This window comes from Noviherbaspirillum soli, assembly GCF_015352955.1.
Lineage (GTDB): Bacteria > Pseudomonadota > Gammaproteobacteria > Burkholderiales > Burkholderiaceae_D > Noviherbaspirillum_A > Noviherbaspirillum_A soli.
Map to the genome: position 1 here is coordinate 89000 of NZ_JACYOX010000003.1, position 19337 is coordinate 108336.

General features: G+C 64.8%; 17 protein-coding genes and 1 pseudogene. 11 read left to right on the top strand and 7 right to left on the bottom strand.

Features of this window, described 5'->3' with window-relative positions:
• Positions 1-11 precede the first annotated feature (11 nt).
• Positions 12-941 (top strand): phytoene/squalene synthase family protein, encoded by a 930-nt coding sequence (locus IGW04_RS04480; RefSeq protein ID WP_194711842.1) that lies wholly within the window; start codon positions 12-14, stop codon positions 939-941.
• A 454-nt stretch (positions 942-1395) separates the two neighbouring features.
• On the opposite strand, the gene IGW04_RS04485 is transcribed toward IGW04_RS04480, so the two are convergent.
• On the bottom strand, positions 1396-2244 hold the full coding sequence (locus tag IGW04_RS04485) for a polyprenyl synthetase family protein (protein ID WP_194711843.1): 849 nt from the start codon (positions 2242-2244) through the stop codon (positions 1396-1398).
• Positions 2245-2689: 445 nt separating this feature from the next.
• Here IGW04_RS04485 and IGW04_RS04490 point away from each other — a divergent pair, with 445 nt between their 5' ends.
• Both IGW04_RS04490 and IGW04_RS04495 read left to right on the top strand, forming a co-directional pair.
• A complete protein-coding gene (locus tag IGW04_RS04490; RefSeq protein ID WP_194711844.1) occupies positions 2690-3940 on the top strand; it encodes a family 1 glycosylhydrolase in 1251 nt (416 codons plus the stop codon).
• A gap of 506 nt (positions 3941-4446) precedes the next feature.
• Positions 4447-4722: a DUF4148 domain-containing protein gene (locus IGW04_RS04495; RefSeq protein ID WP_194711845.1), complete on the top strand. Its 276-nt coding sequence runs from the start codon at positions 4447-4449 to the stop codon at positions 4720-4722.
• A gap of 173 nt (positions 4723-4895) precedes the next feature.
• Here IGW04_RS04495 and IGW04_RS04500 read toward each other — a convergent pair.
• Positions 4896-5051, bottom strand: a pseudogene (locus IGW04_RS04500) (IS5/IS1182 family transposase); the annotation flags it as partial.
• A 127-nt stretch (positions 5052-5178) separates the two neighbouring features.
• On the opposite strand from IGW04_RS04500, the gene IGW04_RS04505 reads away from it, so the two are divergent.
• Positions 5179-5562, top strand: a complete 384-nt coding sequence (locus IGW04_RS04505; RefSeq protein WP_194711846.1) for a cupin domain-containing protein — start codon at positions 5179-5181, stop codon at positions 5560-5562.
• Positions 5563-5607: 45 nt separating this feature from the next.
• Here the strand turns inward: IGW04_RS04505 and IGW04_RS04510 are convergent, their stop codons facing one another.
• A complete protein-coding gene (locus tag IGW04_RS04510) occupies positions 5608-6180 on the bottom strand; it encodes an H-NS family nucleoid-associated regulatory protein (protein WP_194711847.1) in 573 nt (190 codons plus the stop codon).
• 421 nt (positions 6181-6601) lie between these two features.
• Here IGW04_RS04510 and IGW04_RS04515 point away from each other — a divergent pair, with 421 nt between their 5' ends.
• The 3 genes from IGW04_RS04515 to IGW04_RS04525 all read left to right on the top strand — a co-directional run bounded on the left by IGW04_RS04515 (position 6602) and on the right by IGW04_RS04525 (position 9199).
• Positions 6602-8008: a selenium-binding protein SBP56-related protein gene (locus tag IGW04_RS04515; protein ID WP_194711848.1), complete on the top strand. Its 1407-nt coding sequence runs from the start codon at positions 6602-6604 to the stop codon at positions 8006-8008.
• Entirely contained in the window at positions 8005-8673 is a 669-nt protein-coding gene (locus IGW04_RS04520) for a hypothetical protein (protein ID WP_228526849.1), read from the top strand. Before IGW04_RS04515 ends, IGW04_RS04520 begins: the two co-directional genes overlap by 4 nt.
• A gap of 70 nt (positions 8674-8743) precedes the next feature.
• Positions 8744-9199 (top strand): PAS domain-containing protein, encoded by a 456-nt coding sequence (locus IGW04_RS04525; RefSeq protein WP_194711849.1) that lies wholly within the window; start codon positions 8744-8746, stop codon positions 9197-9199.
• 24 nt (positions 9200-9223) lie between these two features.
• On the opposite strand, the gene IGW04_RS04530 is transcribed toward IGW04_RS04525, so the two are convergent.
• Positions 9224-9535, bottom strand: coding sequence for a hypothetical protein (locus tag IGW04_RS04530; protein WP_194711850.1), 312 nt, complete (start codon positions 9533-9535; stop codon positions 9224-9226).
• Positions 9536-9791: 256 nt separating this feature from the next.
• Between IGW04_RS04530 and IGW04_RS04535 the strand changes: the two genes are divergently transcribed.
• Both IGW04_RS04535 and IGW04_RS04540 read left to right on the top strand, forming a co-directional pair.
• Positions 9792-9995: a YjfB family protein gene (locus IGW04_RS04535; protein ID WP_194711851.1), complete on the top strand. Its 204-nt coding sequence runs from the start codon at positions 9792-9794 to the stop codon at positions 9993-9995.
• 375 nt (positions 9996-10370) lie between these two features.
• Positions 10371-12605: an NADP-dependent isocitrate dehydrogenase gene (locus IGW04_RS04540; protein ID WP_194711852.1), complete on the top strand. Its 2235-nt coding sequence runs from the start codon at positions 10371-10373 to the stop codon at positions 12603-12605.
• Positions 12606-12855: 250 nt separating this feature from the next.
• Here IGW04_RS04540 and IGW04_RS04545 read toward each other — a convergent pair whose 3' ends face one another.
• Both IGW04_RS04545 and IGW04_RS04550 read right to left on the bottom strand, forming a co-directional pair.
• On the bottom strand, positions 12856-13845 hold the full coding sequence (locus tag IGW04_RS04545; RefSeq protein WP_194711853.1) for a Bug family tripartite tricarboxylate transporter substrate binding protein: 990 nt from the start codon (positions 13843-13845) through the stop codon (positions 12856-12858).
• 101 nt (positions 13846-13946) lie between these two features.
• Entirely contained in the window at positions 13947-14816 is an 870-nt protein-coding gene (locus tag IGW04_RS04550) for a fumarylacetoacetate hydrolase family protein (RefSeq protein ID WP_194711854.1), read from the bottom strand.
• 197 nt (positions 14817-15013) lie between these two features.
• On the opposite strand from IGW04_RS04550, the gene IGW04_RS04555 reads away from it, so the two are divergent.
• Both IGW04_RS04555 and gcvA read left to right on the top strand, forming a co-directional pair.
• Positions 15014-15694: a FadR/GntR family transcriptional regulator gene (locus IGW04_RS04555; protein WP_194711855.1), complete on the top strand. Its 681-nt coding sequence runs from the start codon at positions 15014-15016 to the stop codon at positions 15692-15694.
• 74 nt (positions 15695-15768) lie between these two features.
• Positions 15769-16671 carry a transcriptional regulator GcvA gene (gene gcvA, locus IGW04_RS04560; protein ID WP_194711856.1) on the top strand — a complete coding sequence of 301 codons (903 nt, stop codon included), beginning with the start codon at positions 15769-15771 and terminating at the stop codon, positions 16669-16671.
• A gap of 340 nt (positions 16672-17011) precedes the next feature.
• Here gcvA and IGW04_RS04565 read toward each other — a convergent pair whose 3' ends face one another.
• Positions 17012-19084: an acetate--CoA ligase family protein gene (locus IGW04_RS04565; RefSeq protein WP_194711857.1), complete on the bottom strand. Its 2073-nt coding sequence runs from the start codon at positions 19082-19084 to the stop codon at positions 17012-17014.
• Between the last annotated feature and the right edge of the window lie 253 nt (positions 19085-19337).

The window sequence follows — 19337 nt, forward strand, 5'->3', positions numbered from 1 at the left end:
CGGAGGCCGCGATGCAGGACATTTCCGCCTACAGCCAGCAAAGCATCCGGCAGGGCTCGAAGAGCTTCGCCAGGGCCGCGATGCTGTTCGACCGCGACACCCGCGACAGCGTGATGATGCTGTATGCCTGGTGCCGCCACTGCGACGACGTGATCGACGGCCAGACCCTGGGCCATGATGCCCAGGAACTGAGCCGGCAGGAAAAGGAAGCGCGGCTGCAGGCGCTGCAGCGCGAGACGGCGCGGGTATGCGACGGCCATGCCAGCGACATCCCGGCCTTTGCCGCGCTGGGCCAGGTGGTGCGGCGGCATGCGCTGCCCCGGCGCCACCTGTTCGAACTGCTGGAAGGCTTTGCGATGGATGCGCGCGAACAGCGCTTCGAAACGCTGGGCGACACGCTGCGCTATTGCTATCACGTGGCCGGCGTGGTGGGCGTGATGATGGCCCGCATCATGGGCGTGCGCGACGTGCAGGTCATGCATCGGGCAGCCGACCTCGGCATTGCCTTCCAGCTCACCAACATTGCCCGCGACGTGCGGGACGACCTGCGCATCGGCCGCTGCTACCTGCCGGAAGATTGGCTGGCGCGCCAGGGCATCGCGCCGGGCGAGGCGGCGCAGCCGCAGCACCTGCCCGCGCTGCATGCGCTGGCCTGCGAACTGGTGGAACTGGCCGAGCAGTATTACGCGTCCGCCCGCATCGGCATGACGCAACTGCCGTGGCGCTGCGCCTGGGCCATCGCCGGCGCGCTGCTGATCTACCGCGAGATCGGCCTGCGGGTGCGTGCGGGGGGAACGTCAGTGTGGGAACAGCGCACCAGCGTATCGGGCAGGCGCAAGCTGCTGCGGCTGCTCCAGGGCGGATTCGTCGCCGTCCATGCCAAGGCACGGCGGCCCGGCAAAGCGCCGCGCGACGGCCTCTGGACCCATCCGGACCTGTAGCAACTTCCAAGATTCGCAGGGTGCAATACCCGAAGGGCATTGCACCGCTGGTCGTTTGAAGGAGAGGCAGTGTCAGAGACCTGTCCTGGCTCGCGAATGGTGGAATGCCCCTTCGGGGTATTCCACCCTACGACATCGATGGCATGGCAAGGAGACCGGATGCATGGTGCGCCACAGCGGGCTTGCATCATGCGGCTGGGCTGGCCGAATGCGCTTTAGAGCGCTTTCGGCCTGACTAGCTTGTCGATACCGGTCAAATTGCCCCCGGCACTGCGTTGCGGCTCTTCGCCGTAGCCCCGCTACGACTCATCCCCACGCTTGCAGCGCGCGTCTGCGCCTGCAGGCGCAAACCGGTAGGCAGGCGCAAAGCAGTGCTTTGCGAAACCCCTGCCTACCCCTTGTTCCGGGACCAATTTGCCTCGGTCTCGCCTAAGCCAGTCAGGCCGAAAGCGCTCTAGCCGCGCCTGAAGAAGGTTTGCGCGAAGCCCTGCAGCATGCCGGCGTTGCGCTCGCCCGCGATCGCATCGTTGGCGGCATCCAGGTAATCCTGCAGGCGGCGCTGCGCGCCGGACACGCCGATATGCGCCACCATGTTGGTGCCGGGGCTGTCCATGTCCTTGAGGTCGTCCAGCAGCTGGAAGGCCAGGCCGATGTTGTTGGTGAAGCGCATGACCTTGTCTTCCTGCGCCGGGCTGGCCTTGGCGATCAGGCAGCCGGCCCGCGCCGCGGCAAGGAACAGAACGCCGGTCTTCAGGTGATGGATGTTGGTGATGGCCGAGGGCGTGGCCATGCCGGCCACGCCATGCAGGTCGATGTACTGGCCCAGCGACAGGCCATGCGGGCCCACGGTGTCGCACAGCGTCTGCACCAGCTTCAGCCGCAGGTCAGGCTCCAGGCTCTGGTGGGAAGCAATGGTGCAGCAGCTCTGCGTGAGCAGCGAGACCGCCGCCAGGATGGTCAGGCTTTCGCCGTACCTGACATGGGTGGCCACGCGGTTGCGCCGCTCGCGGTCGTTGTCCATGCAAGGCAAATCATCAAGGATCAGCGAGGCCGAATGGATCATCTCCAGCGCGCAGGCCACATGCATCGCCGCCGCCGGCCTCACGCCGAAATAGCTGGCCACGGCCAGCGTGAGCAGGGGCCGGATGCGCTTGCCCTGGGTCAGCACGCTGTAGCGCATGGCCTCGGCGACCGGGGATGCCTGTGAAGGAGCGAGCAGGGTATCGAGGTGCTGATCGACCAGGCGCCGTGTATCGGCAATCCAGTTCTGGTCTATCGCAGTGGGTGGATTGGCAACTAGCAATTTTTCCTCGGCGCTTGATGGTCGATCGGTTGGTGCCAGTCGGGAAACGCCGCGTGGAATGCAGCGCAAAAACTCTGCCCTGTCCGTCATCAAGGGCGGCGTCTTTCAGGGTTTGCATTCGGACCGGCATGAAACTGGCCCAAAAATAATAGCGCCTAGCTCCGCGCCCTGCTGTGCTTAAACGCCGACTTTGCCCATCAAATGCGCTTGCCTTCGATTTGAACAAGCTTTTAAGGCGCAGGCCAGCGCCCACGCGTCGGCGCAGAGCCTGCCGCGGCCGGCATCTGGTAACAGCAGGAAAGAATTGCCGGGCCTGCGGCGGTATCCCGCGGACGCGGCGCATGGTCAAGCGCCGGGCGCACGCTGTGCCGGCCCGGTGCGCAAGCCAGCAACTTAATCGGACCGCGCCGGTCTTTCCATTACACCAGCGATGAAGGGCGCCGACATGACCAGCCGTCCGGGTATCTTCCCCACCTTTTTCCTTTCCGGATTCGAATGCTCGACCTTCCTCTGGAAAGACCGGAGGCGCCGCAACCTGGTCGCCGAAACCCGGCATGACAGCCATGCGATGGAGGATTACCGGATCCTTCACGATCTGGGCATCGCCGTGGCGCGCGAAGGCATTTCCTGGCCGCTGGTGGACAGGCTGGGCAGGCTGGATTTTTCAGGACTCGATGTGCTGATCAATGCGCTGAATGCCAACAAGATGATCCCTATCTGGGACCTTTGCCATTACGGCTACCCGGATGACCTCGACCCGTTCGGGCCGGCATTCACCGAGCGCTTCGCGGCCTACTGCCGGGCGGCCGCCCAATACGTGGTCCCGCGGGTGCGCGGCCCGCACTTCTTCACGCCGATCAACGAGATCACCTTCTTCTCCTTCTGTGGCGGCGAGTGGGGATGGGTCGCTCCCTACCGCAACAGCCGCGAAGACCGCATGCGCCTGCGCGTGGCCCTGTGCCGGGCCGCGATCGCGGGGGCCAAGGCCATACGCGAAGTCGATCGCGAGGCGAGGATGGTGCACATGGACCCGCTGGTGCATGTGGTCGCGCCACGCGACCGGCCCGACCTGATCGAGGCGGCGCGGCATGAAACCTGTGTCGATACCTTCCTCGCCTGGGACATGCTGTGCGGCCGCGAGCATCCCGAGCTCGGCGGCTCGCCGGAGATCCTCGACATCGTCGGCGCCAACAATTATTCCTTCGGCCAGATGGAATACCGCGAGCACGGCCCGCATGCCGCGCTGGCGCCGGAGGACGACCGCATCGTGCCGCTGTGCGAGATGCTGGACTCGGTATGGCAGCGCTACCGGCGGCCCATGATCATCGGCGAAACCAGCGGCATGGGCGCCGGCCGCGCCGACTGGCTGTGCGACGTGATGGAGGAGTCGCTGGCGGCGGTGGAACGCGGCATGGACCTGCAGGCCATCTGCCTGTTTCCCGCGGTCGACATGCCGGACTGGCATACCGGAGCCTGGCTGCACAACGGCCTGTGCGACCTGGTCGAGCAGGACGGCGACCTGCGCCGCGTGCCGGACCCGGGCTACGTGGCCGAGCTGCGCCGCTGGCAAAAGGAACTGAACCGCGTCACCGCGCTGGACGAGGACCCGTTCAGCGATCCGGTGGAACTGCAGGATGTGGTGGATGCCGCGCACAGGCTGAACAAGCAGCCGGACCGCGACTGGTGCCGGGAATGAAGGATGGGCGGCGAGCGTGTCACCGTAGCCTGGGTTGAGCGCAGGCGAAACCCGGGGCCCCTGCGTTCATCAACCCTTGGCCCGATCTGCGAAACCAGCAGCGACGAAATGCATTTCAACCAGCCGGTGTGAAAAGGTGGCCGGTACCCAACGGCATTTCCATGACAGGCGACGGCGGCGCTTGCACCCTTTTTCCATTTCACCTTGTTGAAGGAGGAAGCGGGTATCAGCCATCGCGGTCGAAACTCAAGTGCGCAGGGATGGAGGGTAACCCGGATCTCGCTTCGCTCATCCAGGCTACGCTTGCTGGCGTATGACCCGGCTCGTTATCCGCGAAAACATTTGCCGCCGGGTTCAGGCAGATCAACATCACTGAATCCATAACGCCAGCCACGACGTATATGCATTACGGTCCAGCGCGAACGCAGCCATTGCAGTATTGGCGCATTGCACCGGGATCGCAGTTCGTATTTCGCTTTTCGCATTTACTTCAATGGAGAATTTTCATGAACACCAGACAAATCGTTGTATCCATCGCCCTGTATGTTTTCGCAGCATCGGCATTTGCTCAGTCGGCCGAGTTCATCGCGCCGGACGCCGGCTTCAAGTCCACGAAGTCGCGTGCGCAGGTGATGGCTGAAGTGGGCGGCATGCCGGGTGCCAAGGACGGCGTTTATCCAATGATGAGCACGCGCTCGACAATGAGCCGCCAGCAGGTCCGCGACAACGTCTCACCGGCCGCGTCCATGCAAAACGACGCATCGAGCCTGTATTTCGGTTAAGCCGCAAGCGCGTCGGGCCGCAGTGCGGCCTGGCGCCGTCCGTAACCTGCTGCCACGGATGGCGGTGCGCAGCGAGGTCGCGAAAGAAACCCCGGTTGCGCAGCGGATCACGGGGCCTGCGATCAGGCATCGCTTGCCTTGAGCGCATCCATCAGCTTTACCCATCAGCATATGCGCTTCCTTGCCCGCTTCACTTCATCGACTTCTCCAGCTTTGCGCACACGTTCGTTTGTAAAACCTTTCGCTTTCGGCGCCTTGCCACGGATCAGTGCCTTCCGGCTGGCGTAAGCGCTGTCTCCATGGACGCGCCGCTCCTGCCCATGCAGCAGGTCGATGCCGGCACAACTCGTTTGCTTGCTCAGCATTGCCTTGGGTCATCGACATGATCAGCAGCCTGGACATTCAGGCCGGACCCAAGCAGCATGTCGAGACCCCTTTAAAGACACGGAGCAGACAATGACAGCGCAAGGTTTCGTCGTATCGCATGCAAAGGACGCCAGCTTCTCGCGCGGCCTGCGCTCCTTTTTTGAATATCGCGACCTGGGTATCAGGGAGGCGACGGCCGGCAGGGTGGCCGCGCATGTGATCCGGGCAGCGGCGGGAACCGATTTTTCAAGCCAGCCGCATGCGCATGCAACCAGCTTCCAGCTGGTGTACATCCTCAAGGGCTGGATCGAGTTCGAGTATGAAGGCCAGGGCCGCGTCCGCCTGGAAGCCGGTTCATGCGTGCATCAGCCGCCGGGCATCCGCCATCGCGAAGTCGGGCATAGCGATGACGTCGAAATGCTGGAGATCGTGATGCCCGGCGACTTCACCACCCATGAGGTGGACGCGGTATAGCGTCGCCACCGGCGCTTGCTGCTTGCGCCGGGCTGGCGGATCGTTCTATGCAGCCGGCGCAGGCGCCGCCTCGCGCCCATGCGCCTGAACGTTGGCTGGCCTTGCCGCCGCGGATGCGGCATCGCCACCGGCCCGGATCAGGTACTGGCCCGGGTCGCCCTTGAGCCAGAGCGGATGGCGGCCCTTGCCGGTCCATGTCTTGCCCGATTTCGGGTCCTGGTATTTCGGTGACGCCGCGCCGTTGGCCGAGGCCGCGCGCTTGACCTTGCCGGCTGGCCGCGCCGTCCCTGTGCCGCTGGCCACCGCCGGCTTGCGGCCTCGCTTTGCCGGTCCCTGCACGCTTGCCTTGGACGCTGCGGAGGCGCTGCCTGCCTGCTTGGGTTTCCTGCCCCGCCTGGCTGGCTTGTCGATGGTGGCTGGCGCGCCGAGGATCGGGCCTGTGCCTTTCGCTGCCTGATACTGTGCCCTCAGGCCGTCCCGTGACACGCTGACCGCGTCGAGCTGCTGCAATGCCTTTTCGAGTTCAGCCACCTGATGGGCCCACAGATTCAATACGCTGCGGGCGTGGTCGAGGTCGGCCTGCAGTAACGCCCTTGCGGATGCAAGATTGCTGATCATGACTCCTCCTTGTAAGGCGCCGGCTTTTGCCACGGTTGACCGGGGTTTTCATGAATTGCCTAAGCGCAGCGCAAAGTCTGCACGAATGCAGGAGAAAAGACCATGCATTTAGCGCAATCAATCCGCAGGCGGCGCCTTGAAATCACTTGCCAGGCCGTTTGTGATGCGCCTCAATGCATTGCTGCCTGCGCATGTGGATGGATCGCCCTGCACTGCCAGCCGGCCGAGATTGCATCGCAGCATGCAGTCCCGGCTTAACGGCGACGGTTTCCTGATCCGCGCCAAATATCCTCGAACCCGTCTATTGACACCGGCATGCCGGGCGCGCAGCCTTGGCTCGCTTCACGCTCTTCTGCTTCACGCTCTTCTGCTTCACGCTCTTCTCCCAGGGGCATTCCGTTTCTTTCCATGCGAGGACATCATGCTGGAAACATACCATCCCGACCCGAGCTTTCATCCATCGCCGCGGCTGGCGATGGAAGCCGAACCCGAACATCTTGCCTATACCGTGCTGCTCTCGCCCGACAGGTCGCAGCCGGACGCCCTGGCCGTGATCGATGTCGACCCGCAGTCGTCCACCTACGGCAACGTCATCAGCCGCCTGGTGATGCCCAACACCGGCGACGAATTCCACCATTTCGGCTGGAATGCCTGCAGCTCGGCGCTGTCCCCGCTGTCGGGCCATGCTTTCCTGCAGCGCAGGTATCTGATCATTCCCGGCATCCGCTCGTCGCGCATCTATATCGTCGACACCCAGCCCGATCCGAGGAAGCCGAAGCTGGTCAAGACTATCGAGCCCGAGGAACTGATGCGCAAGACCGGCTACTCGCGGCCCCATACCGTGCATTGCGGACCCGAGGGCATCTACATCAGCACGCTGGGCGGGGCTGGCGCCGATGGTACCGAAGGGCCGCCGGGCGTGTTCATCATGGATTGCGAAACTTTCGAGATCCTGGGCCGCTGGGAGATCGACCGCGGACCGCAGAAGCTGCATTACGACTTCTGGTGGAACCTGCCGCGCGACTACATGGTGTCAAGCGAATGGGGATTGCCGCCGCAGTTCGAAAACGGCATCGTGCCCGAAGACCTGCTGGCCAACAAATACGGCCACGCGGTGCATTTCTGGAACCTGCGCGAGCGCCGCCATGTGCAGACCATCGATCTGGGCGCCAACCACCAGATGGCGCTGGAAATCCGGCCGGCGCACGATCCTACCCGCGAGTATGGCTTCCTGGGCGTGGTGGTCGACACCACCAACCTGGAAGGATCGATCTGGACCTGGTACCGCGAGAATGGCAAGTTCCAGATCAGGAAGGCCGCCACGGTGCCGCCGGAAGCCGCCGATCCGGCGCAGCTGCCGCCGCTGCTCAAGGGCTTTGGCGCGGTGCCGCCGCTGATCAGCGACATCGACCTCTCCCTCGACGACCGTTTCCTGTACGTGGCCTGCTGGGGCACCGGCGAGCTGCGCCAGTACGACGTGACCGACCCGATGAAGCCAACGCTGGCAGGCAGCGTGCGCATCGGCGGCATCGCGCAGAAGGCAATGCATCCGAACGGCAAGCCTTTCGGCGGCGGACCGCAGATGACCGAGATCAGCCGCGACGGCAAGCGGGTGTACTTCACCAACTCGCTCTACAGCAGCTGGGACCAGCAGTTCTATCCGGACGGCATCGGCGGCGCGCAGGTGATGTGCCACGTCGGCGCGAATGGCGGCATCGAACTCGATCCGCATTTCCATGTGGACTTCGGCCCGCACTACGCCGCCCACCAGATCCGGCTGCAGGGAGGCGACTGCTCGACCGATTCCTTCTGCTACCCGTCGGCTTGAACAGCACTGCGGCGCTCTGGCTCACCATCATCGCGCTCGGTCTGTATCACGGCCTCAACCCGGCGATGGGCTGGCCGCTGGCCGTGGCCAATGCAATGATGGACCGCAGCGCCCGGTCCCTGTTTGCCACGCTGCTGCCGCTGAGCGGCGGCCACCTGATGGCGATGGCGGTGGTGCTGGCGCCGCTGGCCTGGCTGGGCTGGTATGTCCAATATGGCCGCGCCATCCGCATCGGCGCCGGCGCTGCGCTGCTGCTGCTGGGCCTGTTCAAGCTCGTCAGGCGGCGCCATCCCCGTGCGCTGGCGCGCATCGCCCCGGCCCGGCTTGCATGGTGGTCCTTCCTGATGGCCACTGCCCATGGCGCCGGCCTGATGCTGGCGCCGTTCATGCTCGGCCTGTGCGTTGCCACAGGGCCGGCGCCCGGCGCGGCCGACATGGGCCATGCCGCGGTGATGAACTACACCGCGCAGTCGACGCTGGGCATTGCGGCGCTGGTTGCCGCCGTCCATACGCTGGCCGGCTTCGCGGCTGCGATGGCCATGGCCTGGCTGGTGTACCGCCATCTCGGCCTGCGCTTTCTGCGCCATGCCTGGCTCAACCTGGATCTGGTATGGGGTGGAAGTCTGGCGGTGGCCGGCGTTGCCGGTATCGCGCTGGCAATATGATGCCGTCATGGATCGATGCGCCGCGGGCTTGTATCATGCGCCGATAACACCTTCAAGGAGACAGCCAGAAATGAACGAGCAGATCACGTCGGAACAGCAAGGCGATGCCGCAGTGGATGCCGGAGCCATCCTTTCCTGCATGCAGGAAGCGGTGGTGTATTCGGACCTGAAGGGCATCATCAGGTTATGGAACAAGGGCGCGGAGCATGTCTTCGGGTTCACGGCTGAAGAGGCGGTCGGGCAGAGCGTGGACATGATCATCCCGGAAAAGCTGAGGAAGGCTCACTGGGCCGGCTTCAACAAGGCGGTGGAGCATGGCGACATCCTGTCCGCGCCCGGATCGCGCATGACGCGGGCGCTGAAGAAAAATGGCGACGCCCTGTATGTCGACATGAGCTTTGCAATGGTCAGGAACCGGGCCGGCCAGATGACGGGCTCCCTGGCCGTGGCGCGCGATGCCACTGCCCGCTACATGGCCGAGCGCGCGGCCAGGGTGGCCGCTTCGGGCGGCACGCCAGCCGGCTGAGGCGTTCCGCCACAGGACGCCCGGTCAGCCGGGCGCCGTCTCGTGCAGCGCCCGCTCGGTTTCCAGGGCCTGCGCCACTTCCTTCACCTTCACGTAGCGGTACTGGTTGTTGACCGGATAGAGCCGGACGCTGCCGGATTTGATCAGGCTGGTCACCCGTCCCGGCGAGACGCGCAGCTTGCGGGCTGCCGAGGTGGGGTTGTTGAGACCCAGTGCCGCGGCACGGTGTTCTTTCCACTGTGCCGAGTCGTCGGATTGGTCCAGTCGCACCAGCAGGCGATCCAGCAGGGAATCCGACTGCCTGTTTGCAAAAATCGATTTATAGACTGCGGTCATTACGCCCTTCTTCTGTTTCCGATGCCAGGCGCGGCATGCTGGCAGGCGCGCCTGGCGTTGCTTCGGGTCAAGATTCTACTGGGCCGGCCGGGGCCTGTCTGTCTTGGATATGCAACGGCGACTGCTTGACAGAATGCCTCCGGCCGGGACCGGGATGCCCAGGCCGGAGGCTGGCGGCCCGGCGATGGCGTCGCTGGCTTCAGAATCGGTCCAGCGCTGCCGATAACGGGTTCTGACCATGAAAAAGGACCATCGAATGGACGTCACCGGCATCGCAAGACTGTCTACGGCACTGACCACAGCCAAAACCAGCGAGGAAGTGGGTACGGCAGTGCTGAAGAAAGCGCTCGACCTTTCAGCTTCCACTGCCTCCGCGCTGATTGCCGCCGCAGCGCCTGCGCCCGCGCCCGCGGCGCGCCAGCCCGCTCATATCGGACAGAACATCGACACCACCGCCTGACCTGCTGTCCAGCATGCGGCGCCACCACGGCGCCTTGCCGCATTCATTGCGGCAAGGCGCCGTTTGCGTTTGGCCGGTTTGACATGCCGCGTTTCCCCCTCGGCTGGCAGGCAGCAGCGCCGGGCCGGCGCTTAAACAGTGGTACATCGTGAAAATCTCGTGCATAATATGGAATGCGTCTTATGTCTTATAGAAGACTTAATTAAAAGATAAAGACCTGATCGCGCCGCAAGGCCGGTCTGTCCACCAGGTTCCACCATGCTCCGCCAGTGGGTCAGGTGATCGGCCATGGTGCGCGGACCGTGAGCCTGCGCAGGCGATGATCAGCAGAACACGACTCCCAAGAACCTTCGCCACCTTCCAAGGAAAAAGCGCATGAGCAGCGATCCGACCATCATCTACACGCTAACCGACGAGGCGCCCCTGCTGGCGACCCACGCCTTCCTGCCTGTTGTCAGCACCTTTGCCAAGCCGGCCGGCATCCGCATCGAGCAGACCGACATCTCGGTCGCCGCCCGCATCCTGGGCAATTTTGCCGACTACCTGACGCCGGAGCAGCGCGTGCCCGACACCCTGGCCGAACTCGGCAAGAAGACGCTGGAGCCGGACGCCAACATCATCAAGCTGCCCAACATCAGCGCCTCCATGCCGCAGCTGCTGGCCGCGATCAAGGAACTGCAGGAAAAGGGCTACAACCTGCCCGACTACCCGGTCGACCCGAAGACGGATGAAGAGAAGGCGATCAGGGCGCGCTACGGCAAGTGCATCGGCTCGGCGGTCAACCCGGTCCTGCGCGAAGGCAATTCCGACCGCCGCGCGCCGCGCGCCGTGAAGGAATATGCGCGCAGGAACCCGCATTCGATGGCGGAATGGTCGCAGGCATCGCGCACCCATGTGTCGCACATGCACGACGGCGACTTCTACCATGGCGAGAAGTCGATGACGCTGGACCGCGCGCGCGACGTGAAGATGGAAATCCTCACCAAAAGCGGCAAGACCATCGTCCTCAAGCCCAAGGTGTCGCTGCTGGAAGGCGAGATCATCGACTCGATGTTCATGAGCTGCAAGGCGCTGTGCGAGTTCTATGAGCAACAGATCGACGACGCCTACAAGTCCGGCGTGATGTTCTCGCTGCACGTGAAGGCAACCATGATGAAGGTGTCGCATCCGATCGTGTTCGGCCACTGCGTGCGCATCTTCTACAAGCAGGCATTCGAGAAGCACCGCGAGCTGTTCGACAGCCTGGGCGTGAATGTCGACAACGGCATGGTCGACCTGTACAACAAGATCGCCAAGCTGCCCGACTCGCAGCGCGAGGAAGTCATGCGCGACATCCACGCCTGCCACGAGAACCGGCCTGAACTGGCGATGGTGGACTCGGCCAAGGGCATCACCAACTTCCATTCGCCCAGCGACGTGATCGTCGACGCCTCGATGCCGGCGATGATCCGCGCCGGCGGCAAGATGTACGGCGCCGACGGCCGCCTGAAGGAAGTCAAGGCGGTAATCCCGGAGAGCACCTTTGCCCGCATCTACCAGGAAATCATCAACTTCTGCAAATGGCATGGCGCATTCGACCCGCGCACCATGGGCACCGTGCCCAACGTTGGCCTGATGGCGCAGCAGGCCGAGGAATACGGCTCGCACGACAAGACCTTCGAGATCCCGGAAGACGGCGTGGCCAACATCACCGATATCGCCACCGGCGAAGTGCTGCTGTCGCAGAACGTGGAGAAGGGCGACATCTGGCGCATGTGCCAGGTCAAGGACGCGCCGATCCGCGACTGGGTCAAGCTGGCCGTTACCCGCTGCCGCAATTCCGGCATGCCGGCCGTGTTCTGGCTGGACCCGTACCGTCCGCACGAGAACGAACTGATCAAGAAGGTCCGCACCTACCTGAAGGAGCATGACACCACCGGCCTGGACATCCAGATCATGTCGCAGGTGCGCGCGATGCGTTACACGCTGGAGCGCGTGATGCGCGGGCTGGACACGATCTCGGTCACCGGCAACATCCTGCGCGACTACCTGACCGACCTGTTCCCGATCATGGAACTGGGCACCAGCGCGAAGATGCTGTCCATCGTTCCGCTGATGGCCGGCGGCGGCCTGTATGAAACCGGCGCCGGCGGCTCCGCGCCCAAGCATGTGCAGCAGCTGGTGCAGGAAAACCACCTGCGCTGGGATTCGCTGGGCGAGTTCCTGGCGCTGGCGGTGAGCTTCGAAGACCTCGGCATCAAGACCGGCAACGCCCGCGCCAAGATCCTGGCCAAAACGCTCGACGCCGCCACCGGCAAGCTGCTGGACAACCGCAAGTCGCCTTCGCCCAAGACCGGCGAGCTCGACAACCGCGGCAGCCAGTTCTACCTGTCCATGTACTGGGCGCAGGAACTGGCCGCGCAGACGGAAGACGCCGAACTGGCTGCCTACTTTGCGCCGCTGGCCAAGCAGCTGACCGAGAACGAGGAGAAGATCGTTGCCGAGCTGCTGGAAGTGCAGGGCAAGCCGGCGGACATCGGCGGCTATTACAAGGCCGATGACGCCAAGGTGAAAGCCGTGATGCGCCCGAGCGCCACCTTCAACGCGGCGCTGGACACCCTCGGCGCCTGATGAAGCAAGCGGCGCGCCGCCAGGCGCGCCGGAGCCGGGCTGATTGCATCATGCCCGGCTGATCGCAGGCATCCGGCATCTGGCTTGTTCAGATGATGGATGCCTGCGTTGTCTTTTTCCTCGACTGACGGCGGCGATGGCGCATCGGGTGCGCCATCCGCAAGGCCGCAGGCAACGCATTTCCTCCTGTTGATATTTCCGGGGCCGGCGCCATCAGCCGCAGCGCTGAACATGCCAGGCCAGGGTCGGCTTACTCGACCTTGCCGATCTTCTGCACCACGTCGGCCATCTTCCTGGCATCCGCATTCAGATAGGTCTGGAACTCGGGCGCATCCATGTACATGATGGAGCTGCCGGAGCCGTTGATGGCGGCATTCACCGCCGGATCGTCGGCCGCCCTGTGCGCCGCCGCGCGCAGCTTCTCCACAACCGCGTCCGGCGTGCCGGCGGGCACGAACAGGCCCGCCCATTGCGCATACTCCAGCGGATAGCCGGCCTGCTTCAGCGTCGGCACGCCGGGCAGGGAAGCCAGCGGGCCTTCGCCCCAATGGGCCAGCGCCTTGAGCTTGCCGCTCTTGATCTGCTGCAGCACGCTGGCCGGACCAGTCGCCACTGCGTCGACCTGGCCGCTCAGCAGCGCTATCAGGGCCGGGCCGGCGCCGGTATAGGGCACGTGCAGCATGCGGAAGTCGGCCCTGGACTTGAGCATTTCCATCGGCACATGCATGGTGCCGTAATTGCCCGACGACGCGAAGCTGTACTTGCCGGGCTTGCCCTTCATGTCGGCCACGAATTCCTGCAGGTTCTTCCACGGCGCTTCGCTGCGCACCACCAGCACCACCGGGTCGGCGGTGAAGCGGGCAATCGGCTTCAGTTGCGACAGCTGGAACAGCGAGGTCTTGCCGTTGATCTTGTCCGCTTCCGGTATGGTGGTCATCGATGCCAGCGACATCAGCACGGTATAGCCGTCGGGCGGCGCCTTGGCCACCGCCGCCATGCCGATCGCGCCGCCGGCGCCTGCCTTGTTTTCAACAACCACCGACTGCTTCAGTTCGCGCGCCATCGCCTGCGCGACCGGCCTGCCTACGGTGTCGGCAACGCCGCCGGGCGGAAACGGCACCACCATGGTGATGGGCTTGGCTGGCCAGCTGTCCTGGGCCGCGACGGTGGCTGGAAGGGTGGCGATCAGTGCGGCGCCGGCCGCGGAAAGAAAACCCAGTCGTGCTGCAAACTTGTGCATTGCTTGTCTCCATTGGCGTTCTTATATGACGCAGCCCCGCCCGCCATCGGGCGCGGCGGGGCTGCCGTCTCCATCGGACGAAAGGCCTGTCGGCCGCCGCCTTACTCCATGCGGTTAACCAGGGTGCCGATGCCTTCGATCTCCAGGCGCATTTCATCGCCCGGCTTCAGGAACTTCGGCGGCGTGAAGCCGATGCCCACGCCGGCCGCGGTGCCGGTGGCGATCACGTCGCCGGCTTCCAGCGTCATGCCGGCCGACAGCACCTCGATGATGGTCGGAATGTCGAAGATCAGGTCGCCGGTGTTGGCGTCCTGGCGCAGCTCGCCGTTGATCCAGGTCTTCAGCTGGAGGTTTTCCGGATCGATCTCATCCGGGGTCACGATCACCGGGCCCATCGGGCAGAAGGTGTCGAGCGCCTTGCCGAGGAACCACTGGCGCGCCTTCTTCTGCAGGTCGCGCGCGGTGATGTCGTTGACGATGGTGTAGCCCCACACATGTTTGTAGGCGTCGGCCTTCTTGATGCCGAGGCCGCCGCTGCCGATGACCACGGTCAGTTCGTTCTCATAGTCCACTTCCTGCGTGGCCTGCTGGTGGCACTTCACCGCGTCGTTCGGGCCGACGATGGTCGAGGCCGGCTTGGTGAACACCGACGGCAGCGGCGAGATGTCTTCCTTGGAGCCGTCGAAGCCCGACTTGTTGAATTCCTTCGCATGCTCGTGATAGTTCTTGCCGACCATGAACAGGTTGCGGCGCGGCGTCGACAGCGGCGCCAGGATGCGGATGCCTTCCAGCGGCTTGCCTTCGCCGCTGGTCTTGAGCTGCCTGGCCGGCTCGGGCACGGCGCGGATCAGGTCGACCATGTCGCCGTTGAAGCCGGGCAGCGCATCGGCCACCGGCCAGTAGCGCGACAGCTCGCGGTCGACGATGGCGACGGTGGGGGCGCCGTTCAGTTCTATGGTCGCAAAACGCATGCTCACTCTCCTTGGTGCAAATTGGTTTTAAGATGAACCAAGTTAAACCAAGAATCGACCAATGTCAACCGGTGAAATCGCCTTTGGATGCAAGCCAGGAATGAAGGGCATGCCTGTCCCGAGCGATGGAAGCAGGACGATACTCTGTTTTATCCATCAATTGGTTTATAATTTCAACCATTTCCGGGGAGGGGCGAATGTACTCATCAGACAGCTTGCAGGAATTCCGTCATTTCCTGCTGGACGAACTGCGTTCAGGCCGGCTTCATGGCGGCGACCGCCTGCCGACCGAGCGCGAGCTGTCCGAGATATGGAACATCGGGCGCAGCGTGGTGCGGCGGGTGCTGTCGGAACTGAAGGAGCAGGGCCTGATCACCCAGGTGGTGGGCAGCGGCACCTATGTCAGCGCCGATGCCAGCGAGAAGCTGCAGGCCGGCGCGGCCCAGGTGACCGCGATGGAGACCAGCCCGGCCGAACTGATGGAGGTGCGGGTGCTGCTTGAGCCGGTCGTGATGCAGCTGGCGATTCGCCATGCGACGCCGGCCGACTTCATGAAGATGGAAGAGTGCTGCGCCCGTGCCGAAGCGGCGCAGACCCTGGAGGAGTTCGAGCACTGGGACGGCGCGCTGCATCAGACGATTGCGGACGCCACCCATAACAACTTCGCGCGCAGCATGTTCCAGCTGATGAACAGCGTGCGCGAGCAGGGCGACTGGGGCGTCCTGAAGAAACGCAGCGTGACGCCGGAGCGGCGCGCCATCTACGAGCAGGAGCACCGGGATCTGGTGGCAGCGCTGAAGGCGCGCGATGCCGAGGCGGCGCGCGAGCTGATGGAAGCGCACCTGGTGCAGGTCAGGCGCAACATGTTCGGCTACTGAGGCCGGCCGCCTGCACGCGCTGGCCCATTACCCGGCGCAACGCCTGCCCTATACTTCCGGCCTCAGGAGAGATCATGGCCAAAACCATTCCACCGCTGAATCCATTGCGGGTATTCGAAGCCGTTGCCCGGCTGGGCAGCTTTACCAGGGGAGCTGACGAGCTGCATGTGAGCCAGTCCGCCGTGAGCCGGCAGATCTCGCTGCTGGAAGACTACCTGCAGGTAAAGCTGTTCAACCGCGAGCAGCGCGGCATCAGCCTGACCGACGCCGGCCGGCGCTACCAGCAGGAAGTCAGTCCCGCCTTCGCCCGCATTGCCGCCGCCACCCGGGACCTGTTGGCCAACAATCGCAGCGGCCCGCTGCGGGTGCGCGCCTACACCACCTTTGCCGCCAAGTGGCTGATGCGCCGGCTGCCCTTGTTTCAGCAGGCGCATCCGGAAATCGACGTGCGCTTGAGCACCGATGTCGCCCCGGCCGACTTTGCCAGCGACGAGATCGATCTTGCGATCCAGTTCGGCGACGGCAACTGGCCCGACATGCAATGCGAGCGCCTGTTTGGCGACCGCATCACCCCGGTCTGCAGCCCGGCCCTGCTCAACAAACCCGGCGCGCCGCTGCAGGCCCTGGACGACCTGAAGCATCACCGCCTGCTGCATTCGCATTACCGCAGCAATGACTGGCCCTACTGGTTCAATGCGATGGGGCGGCCAGACTTGGCCGAGCACCGTGACAGCATGGTGTTTTCCAGTTCTATCCTGACGTACCAGGCCGCGGTGGAAGGGCTGGGCGTGGCCATCGGGCAGATCAGCCTGCTGGACCAGGAGCTGGAAAGCGGCGCGCTGGTGTGCCCGTTCGAGACGGTGACGCGGCCCGGCTTCGCCTATTACCTGCTGCTGCCGCTGCGGGATACGATGCCGGCCAAGGTGGGGGTGTTTCGGGAGTGGTTGTTGGCGGAGACGCGGCAGGCGGCGGGATGAGGCGTTGACGTTGCTTTTAACTCCCCGCTGACACGGCGCTCAACGAGGCTGGACTGCCGCTTCAAAAGCAGCTGCAACTGTCGCCGCGGGTACACGGGTACTTCAAATGGAACCGCTTCGGTAGGGTGCAATACCCGAAGGGCATTGCACCATGGGCCGCAGACCTAGATGGTATTGTCGGCTGACTTCCCTGGTTCACCATCGGTGGAATGCCCCTTCGGGGTATTCCACCCTACGACTACGGGAGGCGCTGCACTGCCCTCCAGTCCGGCCAACACCGCCACGTCGCCCCGGTCCTGATACCGGGCCAGGTTGACGTGGCACGCAGCCAGGCAGGGCCTTACGCCAGCCTTACCAGCGCATCCACCGCCACTACGCCCTCGCCGGCAGCGCGCACGATCAGGGGATTGATTTCCGCCTCCGCCACCTTCAGGTCGGGCAGCAGCGCCAGCCCGGAAAGCGCAACGATGGCCTGCGCCAGCGCGTCGAGGTCGCCGGCCGGCTTTCCACGGTAGCCGGCAAGGGCTTGCAGCGCCTTGACCTCGCCTATCATCTCCCGCGCGGTGTCCAGGTCCACCGGCGCCAGCCGCATGCTGCGGTCGCGATAGATCTCGGTCAGCACGCCCCCAGCGGCCAGCATCACCAGCGGACCAACCTGGGCATCGAGCCGGTAGCCTATCAATACCTCGCCCACGCCACGCACCATGCCCTGCGCCAGGATGCGCTCGACCGTGGTGCCGGGCCGGCGCGCCGCGACCTCGGTGGAAATCGTATTCATGGCCTGCAGCAGGCCGGCGTGGTCCTGGATGCCCAGCACCACGCCGCCGACGTCGGTCTTGTGAGCGATGTCGGCATGCAGCACCTTGGCCGCCAGCGGATAGGGCAGGCCATGCGCAGGGCAAGCATCATCTGCATCGATCGCGGCCACTGGCGCATGCGCAACGCCGATGCGTTGCAAGAGGCCATAGGCCTGCAGTTCATCCAGCATGCACGGCGTGCCTCCGGCTTGCGCGGGCGTCGCCTGGGCGCGCGGCGCGCGGCGGGCAAAGGCGGCGGCGATGGCGTCGGCGCAGGCTTCGGGCGTGCGGAAGTTGGGCACGCCGGCGGCCGACAGCAGCGCCAGCGCCTGCGGCGCTTCCGGCACCAGGAAGGCCACCAGCGGCTTGGGGCCATTCCTGCTGTCGACGATGGGGCGCACCGCGAGGTCGGGATGATAGCGGGCGGAGGAGCCGGCCACGGCCACGATCAGGTCGAACTCCGGCGCGGCCGACATCACGTCGATCGCCGCCTTCATCACTTCGTAGCGGGTGCCGGCCAGCGTCAGGTCGACGATGGCGCCATGGCCCACCTTCACGCCGGCCGCGGCCAGGCGCGCAAAGGTGTCATGGGACGGGGTTTCCACCTGCACGCCGCGCATGCCCAGCTGGTCCACCACCATGGCAGCGCCGCCGCCCGTGGTGGTGATCACGCCCACCCGCGGCGACTTGCGATGGGCCAGCGGCATGCGCGCCATCAGCGGCAGGCATTCGATGAAGGCTTCCAGGGTCTCGACGCGGGCGATGCCGCAGTCCTTCAGGAAGGTGTCGGCCACGTCGTCCTCGCCGGCCAGGGCGCCGGTATGGGACACCGCCAGCTCCGCCGCGGCCGCCGAGCGGCCGAGCTTGTATGCCGCCACCGGCTTGCCGCGCGCGGCGGCGGCCAAGGCGAACTCGCGCAGCCGGTCGCCCTTGCGTATGGTTTCCAGGAACAGCAGGTAACCCGTGATATCGGGGTCGTCCAGCGTGGCAAGGCAGATCTCGCCGATGCCGAGGTCGGCTTCATTGCCCACCGAGACCAGACCGGCAAAGCCGATGCCGCGCTCCTTGCCGCGCGAGACCAGCGCGCCGATCATGCTGCCGCTGTGCGAGGCCACGAAGATGCCGCCGGGCGGCAGTTCCGGTTCGGCGAAGGCGGCGTTGGCGGTGATCATGCAGCGCCGGTGCACGTTCACCACGCCCAGGCTGTTCGGCCCGACCACCCGTATGCCGGTGCGGGCGCAGATCTCGCGCAACCGCTCCTCGCGCGCCAAGCCTTCCGGTCCGGCCTCGGAAAAGCCGTTGGCCAGGATGCTGGCGACCTTGATGCCGGCCGCCGCGCATTCCTCCAGCGCGGGCAGCACCAGCTCGGTCGGCGTGACGATATAGGCATGGTCGGGGACTTCCGGCAGCGCCGCCACGGACGGCCAGGCGCGTTCGCCGAGCACCGTGTCGCGGCGCGGATTGACCGGATAGATCGCGCCCTGGAAGCCGGCGCGGCGCAGGAACAGCACCGGCCGGCCGGAGGTCTTGGCGGGATCGTCGGATGCGCCAATGATGGCGATGCTGCGCGGAGAAAAGAGTGCCTGTCCAAGGCGGGCGTCGGGTATGGCGGGCATGCTGTGCTTGTCCTTCGAATCAACAATGAGCGGAGTGGGCTTCGGGCTCGTGTACGGCTGCGGCTACGAGGCCGAATGCCTGGCCGCAGCGATTATTGCACCGGCAGTATCAGGCGGCCATTTCCGATTTGGTATGCAGCTATGCCTTTTTGTAAAGCCAGGGCCCAGCCTGCCATGAGTTTTTCTCATGCCGGCTTGCATAACCGGAAATTGTCAAAGCACCGGTCCCGGCGCACACTGCAGCGCATTCGGA